17 protein-coding genes and 1 tRNA gene are annotated in these 13,994 nt (G+C 56.4%); 10 read left to right on the forward strand and 8 right to left on the reverse strand.

The window, feature by feature from the left end; genetic code table 11:
- Positions 1–22: 22 nt before the first annotated feature.
- The 3 genes from V8G57_RS15735 to V8G57_RS15745 are packed head-to-tail and all read left to right on the forward strand — an operon-like array spanning position 23 to position 1,037.
- Positions 23–394, forward strand: a complete 372-nt coding sequence (locus V8G57_RS15735) for a restriction endonuclease (RefSeq protein WP_342830176.1) — start codon at positions 23–25, stop codon at positions 392–394.
- Positions 391–669 carry a hypothetical protein gene (locus V8G57_RS15740; RefSeq protein WP_342830177.1) on the forward strand — a complete coding sequence of 93 codons (279 nt, stop codon included), beginning with the start codon at positions 391–393 and terminating at the stop codon, positions 667–669. Before V8G57_RS15735 ends, V8G57_RS15740 begins: the two co-directional genes overlap by 4 nt.
- Entirely contained in the window at positions 666–1,037 is a 372-nt protein-coding gene (locus V8G57_RS15745) for a hypothetical protein (RefSeq protein WP_342830178.1), read from the forward strand. Before V8G57_RS15740 ends, V8G57_RS15745 begins: the two co-directional genes overlap by 4 nt.
- Before the next feature lie 167 nt (positions 1,038–1,204).
- Here the strand turns inward: V8G57_RS15745 and V8G57_RS15750 are convergent, their stop codons facing one another.
- The 5 genes from V8G57_RS15750 to V8G57_RS15770 all read right to left on the reverse strand — a co-directional run bounded on the left by V8G57_RS15750 (position 1,205) and on the right by V8G57_RS15770 (position 4,814).
- Complete coding sequence (locus tag V8G57_RS15750) at positions 1,205–1,900, reverse strand: hypothetical protein (protein WP_342830179.1); 696 nt, start codon at positions 1,898–1,900, stop codon at positions 1,205–1,207.
- An 84-nt stretch (positions 1,901–1,984) separates the two neighbouring features.
- Positions 1,985–2,968, reverse strand: a complete 984-nt coding sequence (locus V8G57_RS15755) for a DUF2971 domain-containing protein (RefSeq protein ID WP_342830180.1) — start codon at positions 2,966–2,968, stop codon at positions 1,985–1,987.
- A gap of 161 nt (positions 2,969–3,129) precedes the next feature.
- A complete protein-coding gene (locus tag V8G57_RS15760) occupies positions 3,130–3,834 on the reverse strand; it encodes an SOS response-associated peptidase (RefSeq protein WP_342830181.1) in 705 nt (234 codons plus the stop codon).
- A gap of 2 nt (positions 3,835–3,836) precedes the next feature.
- Positions 3,837–4,118, reverse strand: coding sequence for a hypothetical protein (locus V8G57_RS15765; RefSeq protein ID WP_342830182.1), 282 nt, complete (start codon positions 4,116–4,118; stop codon positions 3,837–3,839).
- A gap of 15 nt (positions 4,119–4,133) precedes the next feature.
- On the reverse strand, positions 4,134–4,814 hold the full coding sequence (locus tag V8G57_RS15770; RefSeq protein WP_342830183.1) for an SOS response-associated peptidase: 681 nt from the start codon (positions 4,812–4,814) through the stop codon (positions 4,134–4,136).
- 161 nt (positions 4,815–4,975) lie between these two features.
- On the opposite strand from V8G57_RS15770, the gene V8G57_RS15775 reads away from it, so the two are divergent.
- From V8G57_RS15775 to V8G57_RS15785, 3 genes are read left to right on the forward strand one after another with little or no spacing between them, the layout of a single operon-like run.
- Positions 4,976–5,569, forward strand: coding sequence for a PAAR domain-containing protein (locus V8G57_RS15775; protein WP_342830184.1), 594 nt, complete (start codon positions 4,976–4,978; stop codon positions 5,567–5,569).
- Entirely contained in the window at positions 5,566–6,204 is a 639-nt protein-coding gene (locus V8G57_RS15780; RefSeq protein ID WP_342830185.1) for a type VI secretion system amidase effector protein Tae4, read from the forward strand. Before V8G57_RS15775 ends, V8G57_RS15780 begins: the two co-directional genes overlap by 4 nt.
- Positions 6,201–6,539 (forward strand): hypothetical protein, encoded by a 339-nt coding sequence (locus V8G57_RS15785; RefSeq protein WP_342830186.1) that lies wholly within the window; start codon positions 6,201–6,203, stop codon positions 6,537–6,539. Before V8G57_RS15780 ends, V8G57_RS15785 begins: the two co-directional genes overlap by 4 nt.
- 93 nt (positions 6,540–6,632) lie before the next feature.
- Here V8G57_RS15785 and V8G57_RS15790 read toward each other — a convergent pair.
- Positions 6,633–6,708 (reverse strand) — tRNA-Asn (locus V8G57_RS15790).
- 106 nt (positions 6,709–6,814) lie between these two features.
- Positions 6,815–8,032: an amino acid aminotransferase gene (locus V8G57_RS15795; protein ID WP_092398115.1), complete on the reverse strand. Its 1,218-nt coding sequence runs from the start codon at positions 8,030–8,032 to the stop codon at positions 6,815–6,817.
- 127 nt (positions 8,033–8,159) lie between these two features.
- Here V8G57_RS15795 and uvrB point away from each other — a divergent pair, with 127 nt between their 5' ends.
- Both uvrB and V8G57_RS15805 read left to right on the forward strand, forming a co-directional pair.
- Positions 8,160–10,241 (forward strand): excinuclease ABC subunit UvrB, encoded by a 2,082-nt coding sequence (gene uvrB / locus V8G57_RS15800; RefSeq protein ID WP_342830187.1) that lies wholly within the window; start codon positions 8,160–8,162, stop codon positions 10,239–10,241.
- Positions 10,242–10,317: 76 nt separating this feature from the next.
- A complete protein-coding gene (locus V8G57_RS15805) occupies positions 10,318–11,106 on the forward strand; it encodes a uracil-DNA glycosylase family protein (RefSeq protein WP_342830188.1) in 789 nt (262 codons plus the stop codon).
- On the opposite strand, the gene V8G57_RS15810 is transcribed toward V8G57_RS15805, so the two are convergent.
- Positions 11,103–11,879, reverse strand: a complete 777-nt coding sequence (locus V8G57_RS15810; RefSeq protein ID WP_342830189.1) for a TetR/AcrR family transcriptional regulator — start codon at positions 11,877–11,879, stop codon at positions 11,103–11,105. The two genes, V8G57_RS15805 and V8G57_RS15810, sit on opposite strands and share 4 nt — an antisense overlap.
- Positions 11,880–12,211: 332 nt before the next feature.
- Between V8G57_RS15810 and iscR the strand changes: the two genes are divergently transcribed.
- Positions 12,212–12,706, forward strand: coding sequence for a Fe-S cluster assembly transcriptional regulator IscR (gene iscR / locus V8G57_RS15815; RefSeq protein ID WP_092398125.1), 495 nt, complete (start codon positions 12,212–12,214; stop codon positions 12,704–12,706).
- 17 nt (positions 12,707–12,723) lie between these two features.
- Positions 12,724–13,977: an IscS subfamily cysteine desulfurase gene (locus V8G57_RS15820; protein WP_342830190.1), complete on the forward strand. Its 1,254-nt coding sequence runs from the start codon at positions 12,724–12,726 to the stop codon at positions 13,975–13,977.
- Positions 13,978–13,994 lie beyond the last annotated feature (17 nt).

Consider the following 13,994-nt stretch of genomic DNA (forward strand, 5'->3'; position numbering starts at 1 on the left):
CAACTATAAAAAGGGAGTGAACATGGCTGAACCCGCGTCAAGCGCGGCATCGGGGATTGCATTATCCGCTGGTGTCATCACGATCACTGGCTCGTTCCTGGGCCTGCAGTACGACTATTTGCTGGCCGGAATGTTCGGCGGCCTAGTGGCGCTGTCGTTCGCGTCGCAGTCGTCACGCCTGCGCATGGCGGCGTCGGTAATAACCAGCGCTGTATTAGCAGCGTTTTCTACCCCGATTATTGCGCTGCTGGCGGCGGAGCATTTTCCGTCGATTGCTAGGGCAGGAGAGGAGCCGCTGCGGATGTTCTGTGCCGTCCTGATAGGTATCAGCACGCAGACCGTGGTGCCGCTTGGGCTCAACATTCTGAAAAATCGCTTAGGAGGTCAGAAATGAATTTCGTATTGATCGTCAATATTCTGGTCGGTTGGGTCGTCGTGGTGCATGCGACTTGCAGTATCAATGCCATGACGCGACAGACTGACCATGTTTACCGTCTGGGTTACATCCTCCTGGCGGTAAGTGCCCTGGCCGTAGCTATCAGTCCATTTTACAGCTACGCGAAACCGCAATGGTCTGAGGTGTTGTTCAATGCCGGCGCCGGGCTGGTGCTGATCCGAGGCTGGTGGCTGCGCGAGGTACGCGCGCCGACTGGCGAGGTATGCCAATGAAGCCCTGGCTGACATGGGCGCTGGCCGGCGTATTGGTGGCGGGGTCGTTCGCCTCCGGTTGGACGGTGAATGGCTGGCGCCAGGAGCTGGTCGTTTCCCGATTGGAAACGGATGCTGCCACCGTTAAAGCCACGTTGGCCACCGAGGCGCGCGCGGATCTGGCACGTTACATCGATACGCTGCAGCTGTCATCAGCCAATTATCTCGCGGCTCAAAAATATCAAACCGGGCAGATCAACACCATCATAAAGGATTTGAAGCATGTTAAAGATAGTGCGCCTCTGGGCGCTGATTGCCGCCCTGGGGATGCTCGGGGCCTGCTCCTCCAACGCGCCATTGATACAGTCAATGCCACCGCCGCCCCTTGAGACACGTCTTGCTGAGTCATGTGCGCAGCTTTCGTATCCGGAGGAACCGGATTACGACGCCTGGCTAACCTGGTTGATTGATGTGGTGCTGCGGAATTATGGGGATTGTGCGGCCAAGCATCGCGAGACGGTACGTGCCTGGCCGAAATAGAAAACCATTTTCTTTGTCAGAATTTGGCAATTCGCAGCAATCGACGCTGTGTATCGGGATGCCACGCTTGCAATTCGCTATTTATCCGTTGGCCCTGTTCCGCGTACATGATGAGTACCGTAGTTTTCTTCAGGTGTAAGGCCCAATGTGCATAGACATGGCGGTCGTCCGCTGTTTTGACTGTTGTTATTTTTGTGTATGCCATCACTTTCGCCCCCGGCAGGCTGATTTGCGGCGGACCGATTGCAATGAAGACCTGCGGATGTGCCTCCCCTTTCGTCAAGGCGTCACGGAAAGGTTTAATGTCGATTGGGATGCCGTCTTCAACAATCCTGCAACCGAATGTTTTCACAAAATAAAGATGAACATCCAACATACTGGTGCGGTGATGGGGAAAGATTTTGTTCAAATGAATAAACTGCCAAGGCGCGAGAGCAGATTGATTTCTCAGGGCAGCGGAAAGGCGTTCCCAAGCTCGGTCATAAGGTTGGCTTAACGCGTTGTTGCAGTGGGAACAGAGCAAAGCCTTCGATTTGAAAGCGTCGTCTTTGATGCTACGCTTTCGAACGTTTTTTGCGACCGAGGAGTGAAAGTAAAGAGGGCGATTCTGTGACACAGGGCCAAATTCCGCGCGCAAGTCTGATCCTTTCAACAGGTGTTCCGCCGAGTCGGCAGGCTGGCCGCAAATCCAGCAATCCATTACTGGTTTCAAAACTTCCTCCCATATCCCTGACGACTTGTAAACTGTAAACCTTTTTTAGCCATTGGGGAGGCCAGTGACAAACGGCGCAATATGTCACACCCTGGTGAACGGGATATGCGACGGGCGAACATCAATTTCTAGACCGGCCTGCCGAACCATCTGAACAACTGATTTGAATCGGGCGCTCATGCGCGGACCTGGACCAACAACGATCCATTCCACGCAATCGAGAAGGTAAAAGCTCGAAGAGGGAGTCTTTTTATAGGGGACGATGAGACCGTTGCGATTGAAGTAGTTGATGGGTAGAACATTGAGGTTCGACGATACAGCGTCGACAAGGCTAAGTCTACACTCCCTCTCTTCGCCAAAGTGCTCGTTCTTTGTGTGCACTAGATAATCAAGCAGGCTCTCTAGCGGCCCCTCCAGAAGGGTTGCGAGTGGGTTGGGCATGCTCTTCTTGCGAAAGTCTAGTTTACCCAAACCATCCAAATAGCCCTTATACGCCCGAAGAAAAGCACTTGTATGGCTAAGTACCTCTGATTTCAGCGGATTCTCAACGGTGTAGTAGGCATCCTGAAGCTGGTAGTTCAAGCCGGCACAATTGTTGGCGTTCTCTATTGCTGCCAGCAGTTTCTTCCTGCTGAACTGCAGCGCGTAGCCCCCGTCTGTTCCGTACCCTCTCCACTGGCTCAAGAGGCCGTGACGGAAGTCCTCTTCGTTTTTTGGCTTGCAGAAGCAGGTGATATATGCGCATAGAGAGCCAAGCGCTTGCAACGTGATCTTCTGCTCGAAATCCTGCGCGTACTCCCGTATGTCAATACCACGACTGCTGAATGTATGTACAAGTGGGTCGTCCGCTTTGATCATCTCGCTGGTCGCTGACCAAAACAGCGGCGAAAGAATTCCCTTGCCAGTTGCCAGCTCTGATTCATCGTTTGCACAGTAGTACGCCGTACCCCAAATCTCTTTACTTCCAAGGATGCCAATGAGTCCATTCGCGGAGGTGTAATGGAAGAGCGCGTCATCTCGATTCTCTTCAGAGTATGGCGGCGACATGTGATTGGGAATATCGCTCATGTGCAGGGATCCGGTTGAATGTGATAACTACGTGATAGCCGCCTGATTATAGCTTCACGAATGGTCTGGTGCCGTTTCGTCATCAAACAGCTTTTTCTGCCGCTTATTTATCTCGCGCTTGCTCAGGGAGATTTAGTTTTCTCGTAAGCGTCGGTACGTGATCAGATGGGCTTAATCAAGGCACTCGCTGCTGCCCAGTCTAGCTCCCCCTTGAGGTCAACTTTATTTACTGCTGTTCCGACCCGATACCATTCGAAGTCGTCAGGCGGCCGCGAGTACTTGCTGGCGAGGTATATTGCCTCGTCTCGATTCATTCGCGGATCCAGCCACTGTAACGCAAAGTCAGAAGTGAATACAACAGGGCGAAGGTATCCCGAATCTATCAAACCAGAGATGCTGGAATCCGCAATGATTGCGACACCACGTTCGGCCGTTTGGTTTGTACCTGGCATGTAGTTGGTCACCCCCGCAAGAAACATCGGCTCGTTATTTTTCAGGCGGACATACCAGGGCAATCGATTTTTGTTGTCGCCAGTCCACTCGTACCAGCCATTTATTGGAACCAATACTCGTCCGGACAACCACATATGTCGAATGTAGCGGCCGAGTGCTGCTCGCTCAATTAAAACGCAGGCTTCCAGGGCTTCGTCGCGCTCCACGGCCGGTGGTGTTCGATAGCCCCAGCGAAGGTAGTCGCTCCCGAGTTTTCCTTGCGATAGCCGGTGAAGCGTCAAAACGGCGCGGCCTGGCGCTGCATTGAAGTCTGGGATCGTGTTTCCACCCTGCCACTCCCTGGGATCAATTGGGGCGCCTAATTCGGTCACGTACTCTATGCGAGTACTTAGTTGTGTAATTCGTACGCACATATTTATTTGTCCGGACTTTCCAGTTGTTTCTCAGCCCACGCGACCGCATCTGCACACCCGCGAAGGTCGAAGGTTTCGCCAGCCGCGGTTCCGTATCCAAATTGGTTCTGGCCGAAAATGAATTTTTCGCCTAATGGATCTTCATAGTTCACCAGCAGCGTGCCATCGATAATTACCGACTCGCCGCGCATCAGTGCGTCGATCAATCGGTGGCGCGTATTAGTGTTGAGCGGCGATCCGCAATTCATCGTTGCCGCATTTCTCCATTTTCTTTCTAAGTTCACGATGTCTCCTTCGAGTTAAAACAGCACACCGTTTGGCTCGGCTTTCTTTTTTCGTGGTGGCGCCGGCGCCGGCCGGGCGGCCATCAATTCGGCAGGGTAGAGCTGGAGATACGACCTGGCGCGCTCGGGGTCGTGGCACTCCAGCCAGTCTTCATACTCCGACTCTGGGACGATGACCAAGGACCGTTTCTCATCGCCTGGTTTATGAAATCGCTTCATCAACGGATGTTCGTCGGCGTTGACGGTAATCTGCGTGAAGGAATGGGCCGTCGAGCCATCCGGTTCATTCCAGGAGCGCCACAGGCCCGCGACCGCAAACGGTGCGTCATCAGCCATCCCAATATTCCATCGAACGGCAACGCCGGTCTCGTAGCAGGGCTCGTAAAACGATTCCATCGGCACCAAGCACAGTTGGCCATCACGCCATTGCTTGGAGTAGCTTCGCTTTTCGCCGATGGTTTCGGCACGCGCGTTCATCGTTGAGAATTTTTTGACGCCAGGCGGGATATGTTGTTTTGGTACCATCGCATAGCTGGCCAGGATCACTTCGGGGCCGTCCTCTCCTAGGCGGATGATCGGTGCCGCGTAGTCGTTGTATATCTCGTGTGGCCAGTCCCAGTCCGGTTTTGGAGGGCGCATCGCTGAGACTATCGATGGGAGCCTGTCGCGTGGTGTCGCATTGTAGTTTGTGCACATCTCGCCACCTATTTACCTGTACGAACATACAGTATAAAACGTTTACGATTGGCCGCAACGTTGTCTTTTGGTAACCGACCACTATGTTTTCGGTGTTTACTTATATCCATGGCAAGCTATTTCTGCAAAGATGTCATAGTGGAAATTATTCGGGGTCGACCATGGTGATGCGAAAGATTGTTGTTGTTGGCGATAAAACGACTACGAGCGGGGTGATTCTGCCAAATGCAAACTCGACATTTTCCGTTGGAGATGCCGGCCACAAGGTTGCGCTAATCGGCGACCAGGCAACATGCCTGGCCTGCAAAGGTGTGGGACTCATCGCGAAGGCCGGCGGGCCGCGCCGGATGAACTTCATGGGGGAAGTCGCTCTGGAGAACGACGTCGTTATTTGTGGATGTCCGGTTCATCCAAAAGTCGTTGCGAACTTGCACCAGACGATGACCTACGACGACGGGGCGACCTCAGTCGGATCTCAAACCGCAAGCGAAGCCGCCGGCGCCGGCCTTGTTGCGGCCGCACCTGGGGCGACTAATGCGCAGACTGATCTGCCGCATGACGAGATGGTGCAACTCGACGGGCCAGGGGCTCCAAGCCTAGCCGGTATGTTTTACCGCATTGAAGTCAATGACGGCCGCGTATTCTCTGGAGTCGTACCGGACAATGGTGAGATGCCACGGATCGGCACTGCCACCCAGGAGAGCTACGATATATATTGGGGCGATGAGGCCCTTGCCCGAGGAGACGCGGAATGACGCAAGTGCCGGCGACGGGGAAACACACCGTAAAGACAAACACAACTCCCGACTCCCGCGTGTGCTTGCAAGTTCAGGCGATCACATTTCAGAAGTTGTGGGATAACTACGTCACTGGGTCACCGTATGACGATCCAACAGGCGCTTATTCGAATCAATGTGCGATCCGGCTGAGTGCGACGTTCCATAAGGTTGGCGTCGATATGAAATCGTTTTCGCAAAAGGTGGTGCCACCGGCGAGAGGGAAGTCAAGCATAGGCCGCATTTTGCTCGATGGGAAGGCGACGGCAACCAGGGCCGACGAATTGGCCTCTTGGCTGACGAAAGTTCCATTCTGTGGGTTGCCCGCAAAGCCGGAAAATATTACAGGCAAGGATTGGGAGAGCAAAGTAAAAGGGCGGACTGGTATCATCGCTTTTTCAGGTTACTGGACGCGTGGCAATGAATCCACCGCCGACGCAAGCGGCGGCCACATCGACCTGTGGAACGGTAAGCGATTGACGATCAGTGGCCCCATCGATTCCATCGCGACGATCGGGCGCTATTTAGGCATGCGTTCTTTGTTTGCGGGCACCGATTACGGTTGGTCCGACCTTGCTGGGTCCAAGCAAATTCTATTTTGGGAAATTAAATGATCAAGCGCGCGACACTGACAATTTCATTTGCGATTCTTGGTTTTTTTAGCCTTGTAGCCTGGGGGGCTATCGACTCAATTATTTGTTCAATGTATCCGAGCCTGTGTGCGCCGCGAGCAGGTGCCTGCACGGAGATCGATCACTGCCCGACGTCGCTACACATGATAGTGGGGTTGGTTCTATTTGTATTTGGCCCGCCAATCGCATTTGGGATCGTTGGCTTTGTGTTGAGCAAAAAAGAACGCGCTATTAACCGTTTGCTTGCAGCTGCGGTAATCGCCGTTCTTGTGCACTGGCTCCTCACTTTTGTGGGTGTCAGATTGCTTAAATTTTGATGGAAATTTTGAGTTTGTTAGACACTGTCTAACAACGCATCTAAAACGACAAAAGAAAAAGGGTTGCAATCGCTTGCAACCCTTTATATGTCTTGGCTCCCCGACCTGGACTCGAACCAGGGACCTGCGGATTAACAGTCCGTCGCTCTACCAACTGAGCTATCAGGGAATTGAAGAAGCAGAATTATAGTCTCGAATTCGCTGAATTGTCAAAGCTTTTTCTGAACTTTTCTACATCCCGGAGCCGTCGCTACAACTTCTCCGGGAGCCGAATATTACAGGACTTTTGCGATTGCGGCGACAACATTATCAATATTTTTTGTGTTGAGCGCGGCAACGCAGATGCGGCCGGTGTCGACGGCGTAGATCGAGAACTCGTCGCGCAGGCGTTCGACCTGGGCCTTGGTCAGGCCGGAGTAGGAGAACATGCCGCGTTGCTTGGTGACGAAATCGAAGTCGTGGCCTGGGGCTTGTTCCTTCAGTTTTTTTACCAGCAGGTGGCGCATTTCGCGGATGCGCAGGCGCATGCCGGCCAGTTCTTCTTCCCACAGCTTGCGCAGCTCCGGCGAGGCCAGGGCGGTGGCGACTACCTGGCCGCCGTGGATCGGCGGGTTGGAGTAGTTGGTGCGCACCACGCGCTTGAGTTGCGACAGCACGCGGCCGGCTTCTTCCTTGCTGGCGGCGACGATGCTCAGTGCGCCCACGCGTTCGCCATACAGCGAGAACGATTTCGAGAACGAGTTGGAAACGAACAGCGGGCCGCCGGCTTCGGTGAAGCGGCGCACTACCTGGCCGTCGGCTTCGATGCCGTCGCCAAAGCCCTGGTAGGCCATGTCGAGGAAAGGAATCAGGCCGCGCTGGGTGACGACGTCGATGACCTGGGTCCATTCGTCGTCGCTGAGGTCGGCGCCGGTCGGGTTGTGGCAGCAGGCGTGCAGCAGGACTATCGAGCCGCTAGGCATGGCTTGCAGCGCGTTCAGCATGCCGCTGAAGTTGACGCCGCGGGTGGCCGGGTCGTAGTAAGGATAGTTGTTGACGGTGAAGCCGGCCGATTCGAACAGCGCGCGGTGGTTTTCCCAGCTTGGATCGCTGATCCAGACTTGCGCGCTGTCGGCGCTGAAGCGCTTGAGGAAATCGGCGCCCAGTTTCAGCGCGCCGGTGCCGCCGATGGCTTGCACGGTGATCGCGCGCTTCTCTTGAACTACGGCGCTGTCGGCGCCAAATACCAGTTCTTGCACAGCCTTGTCGTAAGCCGCCAGGCCTTCGATCGGCAGGTAGGTGCGCGGCGCTAGTTTTTCAATCAGCAGCGCTTCAGCCTTTTGCACGCATGCCAGCAGCGGCACCTTGCCGTTGTCATCGTAATAGACGCCGACGCCGAGGTTGGTCTTGCCTGGGTTCTGGTCCGCATTGAAACCTTCGGTGATGCCGAGGATAGGATCGCGTGGCGCCATTTCGATGGCGGTAAAGAGGGAGGCTGAAAGAGGTGCGTTCATCGTGATAACATAAAAAGTTGGCTGCAAAAGAGATTTTGTAGCCGGGTTGAATGCTGTGCCGGGTCACGAGACAGATCGCTGATCGGCGCGGATTTACTACCGTCTATTTTACCAAAGGTCGAGGCCCATGGCTGACATATCACAGGTTGCAAGCACCGTCGACGAGTCCAAAATCGTCACTTTTCCCAATTCGCCGTACAAGCTGTTCCAGCCGTTCCAGCCGGCCGGCGACCAGCCTGCGGCCATCGACAAGCTCTCCGAGGGCGTGGAAGACGGCCTGTTTTACCAGACCCTGCTGGGGGTGACCGGCTCCGGCAAGACCTATACGATGGCCAACGTGATCGCCCGCATGGGGCGGCCGGCTATCGTCTTTGCTCCCAACAAAACGCTGGCGGCCCAGCTGTACAGCGAGTTCCGCGAGTTTTTTCCGCAGAACGCCGTGGAATATTTCGTCAGCTACTACGATTATTACCAGCCGGAAGCCTACGTGCCGCAGCGCGACTTGTTCATCGAGAAAGACTCCTCGATCAATGAGCATATAGAACAGATGCGCCTGTCCTGCACCAAATCGCTGATGGAACGGCGCGATGTGGTCATTGTGGCAACGGTGTCGGCAATCTACGGTATCGGTAATCCCAACGAATACCACCAGATGATCCTGACCTTGCGCGCCAAGGACAAGGTCAGCCAGCGCGACGTCATCGCGCGCCTGATCCAGATGCAGTACACCCGCAACGAAATCGATTTCGGCCGCGGCACCTTCCGCGTGCGCGGCGATACTATCGATGTGTTTCCCGCCGAACATGCCGAGCTGGCCTTGCGCATCGAGATGTTCGACGATGAAATCGACAGCCTGCAGCTGTTCGATCCGCTCACCGGCCGCGTGCGGCAAAAGATCCCGCGTTTCACCGTCTATCCCGGTTCGCACTACGTGACGCCGCGCGCCACCGTGCTGCGCGCCATCGAAACCATCAAGGATGAACTGCGCGACCGGCTCGAATTTTTCCGCAAGGAAAATAAACTGATCGAAGAGCAGCGCATAGAACAGCGCACCCGTTTCGACCTGGAAATGATGCAGGAAATCGGCTTCACCAAGGGCATCGAAAACTATTCGCGCCACCTGAGCGGCGCCTTGCCGGGCGAACCGCCGCCGACGCTGGTCGATTACCTGCCGCAGGACGCGTTGATGTTCCTGGACGAATCGCACGTGCTGATCGGCCAGTTGAACGCCATGTACAACGGCGACCGCTCGCGCAAGACCAACCTGGTGGATTACGGCTTCCGGCTGCCGTCGGCGCTGGATAACCGGCCGCTGCGCTTCGACGAGTTCGAAGGCAAGATGCGGCAGACGATTTTTGTCTCGGCGACGCCGGCCGATTATGAAAACCAGCATGCCGACCAGGTGGTGGAGCAGGTGGTGCGGCCGACCGGCCTGATCGATCCCGCGATCGAAGTGCGGCCGGCCCTGAGCCAGGTCGACGACCTGATGAACGAGGCCAATGCCCGCATCAAGAAGAATGAACGGGTGCTGGTCACGACGCTGACCAAGCGCATGGCCGAGCAGCTGACGGAATTCCTGAGCGATAACGGCATCAAGGTGCGCTACCTGCACAGCGATATCGAAACCGTCGAGCGCGTGGAAATCATCCGCGACCTGCGCCTGGGCACGTTCGACGTGCTGGTCGGCATCAACTTGCTGCGCGAGGGCCTGGATATCCCCGAAGTGTCGCTGGTGGCGATCCTCGATGCGGACAAGGAAGGCTTCCTGCGTTCCGAGCGCAGCCTGATCCAGACCATAGGCCGCGCCGCGCGTAACCTGAACGGCACCGCGATCCTGTATGCGGACCGCATGACCGATTCCATGCGCCGCGCGATCGACGAAACCGAACGCCGCCGCAACAAGCAGATCGCCTTCAATACCGCCAACGGCATCACGCCGATCGGCATCAGCAAGCAGATCAAGGAATTGATCGACGGCGTCTACAGCCCGCAGGAAGCGCGCGAAGAGCTGCATGCGGCGCAGGACCAGGCCAAATACGAGGCGATGAGCGAGAAGCAGGTGAGCAAGGAAATCAAGCGCCTGGAGAAGCAGATGGTCGACCACGCCAAGAACCTGGAGTTCGAGAAAGCCGCGCAGGTGCGCGACCAGCTGCATGTGCTGAAGCAGCAGCTGTTCGGCGCGCCGGGGGCGGACAATATCGTTTTGTAGCCGCAGGATTTTTTACGGCCTGTGTTTGATGCTGTTTTTTGATGTTGTTTTTTTGATGCTGTTTTTTTGATGATATATGACTGATTTTCTTCCTGCTCCAATCCGTTCCGCCTTGAGCGGCGTGCATGCTTCCTGGCTCGTCATCCTGGAACACGGCTTGCGTACCGTGATCCAGGCCAATCCGGCCTATCTGAAGGACCTGGCCGAAGCCGACTACCTTCCTACCGAGGGCCGCATGTTCGCGGCCTTCACCCAGCCGCTGGAAGCGGTGCGTTATGTGCTGGTGGGCGAGGGGCCTTATCCGCGCGCGGCGAGCGCCACCGGCGTGTGTTTCATGGACGGCGCGGTTGGTTCCTTGTGGTCGGAGAAGGGTTTGTCGAAGCAGGTCAATCGCGCGACTTCCTTGCGCAATTTCATGAAGATGCTGCTGGTGGCCGATGGCCAGCTGGCGCTGGAAAACACGACCGGCGATGCGATGTCTGGCGTGGCGTTGCGGGCCCGGCAAGACGATTCGCAAGCGATACAGCTGCTGGCAGATCTGCAGGCGAACATGGTGAAGCATGGCTTCTTGTTGCTGAACGCTTCGCTGGTGTTCCGTCCGGATGTGCCGCCGGTCAAGGATGCCAAGGCCTGGCAACCGTTCATGCAGGCGGTGTTGCAGGGGCTGGCGGATGCCGCGGAGAAGCGCGGCGCGGGCCTGCCGACGCTGGTGTTGTGGGGAAAAATCGCGGAGCAGCTGAATGCCTATCCGGTGACTGTGCGGTTTCCGAAAGCAGTCGCCGAGCATCCTTACAACCTGAGTTTTATCGGCAACGCCGGCATGCAGGCATTGTTTGGGCCGATGCAGCTGTTGCGTCGCGCTTAGATCAGGCTCATTTGCCGCAGGTCGATTTCGGCCTGGGTCAGCGGTTTTTCGGCGACAGGGGCCGGGCTCAGATCCAGCTGCGGTTCGGCGACAGGCGCCGCGGCTTTCGGCGCCGGCGCCGGTTTGGTCCGTTTGCCGCCGGCCGGCGCGGCGCTGACGCTGGCGCTTGCCAGCCAGCGCTTGAGCATGTCGTCAAACAGCGCCAGCATTGCTTCCGGCAATTCCGGCGTGTAAGCCTGGCGAATCACGATGCCGTCCCACATGGCGGTCAGCAGCAGCGCCGCTGCTTGGGCATCCAGTGCCTGGTCGATCTGGCCGCGTTCTTGGGCGGTGCGCAGCATGTCGGCCAGGCCGTCCACCCATTCCGTTTCCGCGGTCTTGATCACCGCGCCCACGCGCTTGTTGCGCAAGCCTTCGGCATAGATTTCAGTCATCAGGCCGGCGTCGCTGATCGCGGCGTAGCGGCGGGCGAAGGCGCGGGTGATGGCGGACAGCGCTTGCGGCAGGTCTTCGGTATCGTGGAATTCCGACAACAAAGTGCGCGCCTGGCGCCTTTCATCCTCGGCCATGGCCGCAATGATCGCATCCTTGCTGGTGAAATAGCGGTACACCGCGCCCGGCCCGAGGCCGACTTCGGTGCAGATTTCCTGCATCGAGGTCTGGTGGAAACCGGTCTTGCGGAAGCACTTTCCTGCGGACTTCAGGATGTCGACGCGTTTCTGGTCAGCTCTCTGCGTCGGGGATTGCGGTGTCTTGGATTTGCGGATGGCCATACTGAGTGCTGCTCAAAAAGAGGACTGTGCGGGAGGGTCGGTATTATAGGTTTAAGCGCCGCTTCCTTGAATATATTTTTGCATTTGACACTATTCTCTTCGCGACAACTTGTATCTATATGGCAATTTCCTGGGGCGAATCGAGTGCTCTCAAGATGTCCTTAAATGTTGTAATTGTATATATGACAATCGGCTTCAAAGCCATGTCCGGTGCGGGATTCCAGGAATCGGGCAATACCTGACGGATTCACTCAAGTTTGGTATACTGTCACAACACTGCGTAATCCAGCATTCGGGATACACGGATAGATAGGTTCAAGAGCGGAGATTACATGCGTCTGACTACAAAAGGCCGGTTTGCGGTAACTGCGATGATCGATTTGGCATTGCGCCAAGGCAAAGGTCCGGTAACTTTGTCCGCAATTAGCGAGCGTCAAGAGATTTCCCTGTCATATCTGGAACAATTGTTCGGTAAATTGCGTCGTCACCAGATTGTTGAATCCGTGCGCGGGCCAGGCGGCGGATACAACCTGGCGCGCAAGGCCGAAGACGTCACGGTGGCGGACATCATCATCGCGGTCGACGAACCGCTGGATGCGACCCAGTGCGGCGGCAAGGAAAACTGCCACAGCCCGGACCATGAGGGCGGCAGCCGTTGCATGACACACGACCTGTGGTCGACCTTGAACGCCAAGATGGTCGAATACCTGGATTCGGTGTCGCTGAAGGATTTGGTGGATCAGCAACATGCGCAGCAGCAGGCGCAGCAGAGGAAGACCCTGGAACAAAATGTGGTGGTGATGCATAGGTCCCACCTGGTCGCTTGATTGGAGCTAGAAAAAGTATGAACGCACCCTTGGAAAAAAGCCTGATAGACACATTGAAGGCGCCTCACTTCCCGATTTACATGGACTATTCGGCAACCACGCCTATCGATCCGCGCGTGGCCGACAAGATGATCCCTTATTTGCGCGAGCAGTTCGGCAATCCGGCTTCGCGCAGCCACATGTACGGCTGGTCCGCTGAAAAAGCCGTGGAAGATGCGCGCGAGCAGGTCGCCAAGCTGGTCAACGCCGATTCGCGCGAGATCATCTGGACGTCCGGCGCCACCGAAGGCAACAACCTGGCGATCAAGGGCGCAGCCAATTTCTACAAGACCAAGGGCAAGCACATCATCACCGTCAAGACCGAGCACAAAGCCGTGCTGGACGTGGTGCGCGAACTGGAGCGCCAAGGTTTCGAAGCGACTTACCTGCAGCCGCAAGACAATGGCCTGATCACGCTGGAACAGCTGGAAGCAGCGATCCGTCCCGACACCATCCTGGTTTCGGTGATGCTGGTCAACAATGAAATCGGCGTGATCCAGCCCATCGAGGAAATCGGCGAACTGTGCCGCCAGAAGGGCATCATTTTCCATTGCGACGCGGCGCAAGCCACCGGCAAGGTCGCCATCGACCTGGAAAAATGGAAAGTCGACCTGATGACTTTCACTGCCCACAAGACTTACGGTCCGAAGGGCATCGGCGCCCTGTACGTGCGGCGCAAACCGCGCGTGCGGCTGGAAGCGCAGATGCACGGCGGCGGCCATGAGCGCGGGCTGCGTTCGGGCACCTTGCCTACCCACCAGATCGTCGGCATGGGCGCGGCTTTTGAAATCGCCCGTGAAGAAATGGATGAAGAAATCGTCCGCATCAAGGTGCTGCGCGACCGCCTGGCGAACGGCCTGCAAACGATCGAAGAAGTGTATGTCAACGGCGACATGGCGCACCGCGTGCCGCATAACCTCAACGTCAGCTTCAACTACGTTGAAGGCGAATCGCTGATCATGGCGATCAAGGACATCGCCGTGTCGTCCGGCTCGGCCTGTACTTCGGCCAGCCTGGAGCCTTCGTATGTGCTGCGTGCGCTGGGCCGCAGCGACGAGCTGGCGCACAGCTCGATCCGTTTCACCATCGGCCGTTTCACGACCGAAGAAGACATTGATTTCACGATTGAACTGATCAAGGCCAAGGTTGCGAAACTGCGCGAGCTGTCGCCGCTGTGGGATATGTATAAGGACGGGATCGATATCAGTACGATCCAATGGGCGGCGCATTAGTAGCTAATTGGGGACAG

The sequence above is a fragment of the Collimonas rhizosphaerae genome, assembly GCF_038896935.1.
In the GTDB taxonomy this organism is placed as follows: domain Bacteria; phylum Pseudomonadota; class Gammaproteobacteria; order Burkholderiales; family Burkholderiaceae_D; genus Collimonas; species Collimonas rhizosphaerae.

What these genes read in the sequence shown, in the direction of transcription:
- V8G57_RS15735 (WP_342830176.1), top strand. Translation starts at nt 23, where the DNA reads ATGGCTGAACCCGCGTCAAGCGCGGCATCGGGGATTGCATTATCCGCT.
- V8G57_RS15740 (WP_342830177.1), top strand. Translation starts at nt 391, where the DNA reads ATGAATTTCGTATTGATCGTCAATATTCTGGTCGGTTGGGTCGTCGTG.
- V8G57_RS15745 (WP_342830178.1), top strand. Translation starts at nt 666, where the DNA reads ATGAAGCCCTGGCTGACATGGGCGCTGGCCGGCGTATTGGTGGCGGGG.
- V8G57_RS15755 (WP_342830180.1), bottom strand. Translation starts at nt 2,968, where the DNA reads ATGAGCGATATTCCCAATCACATGTCGCCGCCATACTCTGAAGAGAAT.
- V8G57_RS15760 (WP_342830181.1), bottom strand. Translation starts at nt 3,834, where the DNA reads ATGTGCGTACGAATTACACAACTAAGTACTCGCATAGAGTACGTGACC.
- V8G57_RS15770 (WP_342830183.1), bottom strand. Translation starts at nt 4,814, where the DNA reads ATGTGCACAAACTACAATGCGACACCACGCGACAGGCTCCCATCGATA.
- V8G57_RS15775 (WP_342830184.1), top strand. Translation starts at nt 4,976, where the DNA reads ATGGTGATGCGAAAGATTGTTGTTGTTGGCGATAAAACGACTACGAGC.
- V8G57_RS15780 (WP_342830185.1), top strand. Translation starts at nt 5,566, where the DNA reads ATGACGCAAGTGCCGGCGACGGGGAAACACACCGTAAAGACAAACACA.
- V8G57_RS15785 (WP_342830186.1), top strand. Translation starts at nt 6,201, where the DNA reads ATGATCAAGCGCGCGACACTGACAATTTCATTTGCGATTCTTGGTTTT.
- V8G57_RS15795 (WP_092398115.1), bottom strand. Translation starts at nt 8,032, where the DNA reads ATGAACGCACCTCTTTCAGCCTCCCTCTTTACCGCCATCGAAATGGCG.
- uvrB (WP_342830187.1), top strand. Translation starts at nt 8,160, where the DNA reads ATGGCTGACATATCACAGGTTGCAAGCACCGTCGACGAGTCCAAAATC.
- V8G57_RS15805 (WP_342830188.1), top strand. Translation starts at nt 10,318, where the DNA reads ATGACTGATTTTCTTCCTGCTCCAATCCGTTCCGCCTTGAGCGGCGTG.
- V8G57_RS15810 (WP_342830189.1), bottom strand. Translation starts at nt 11,879, where the DNA reads ATGGCCATCCGCAAATCCAAGACACCGCAATCCCCGACGCAGAGAGCT.
- iscR (WP_092398125.1), top strand. Translation starts at nt 12,212, where the DNA reads ATGCGTCTGACTACAAAAGGCCGGTTTGCGGTAACTGCGATGATCGAT.
- V8G57_RS15820 (WP_342830190.1), top strand. Translation starts at nt 12,724, where the DNA reads ATGAACGCACCCTTGGAAAAAAGCCTGATAGACACATTGAAGGCGCCT.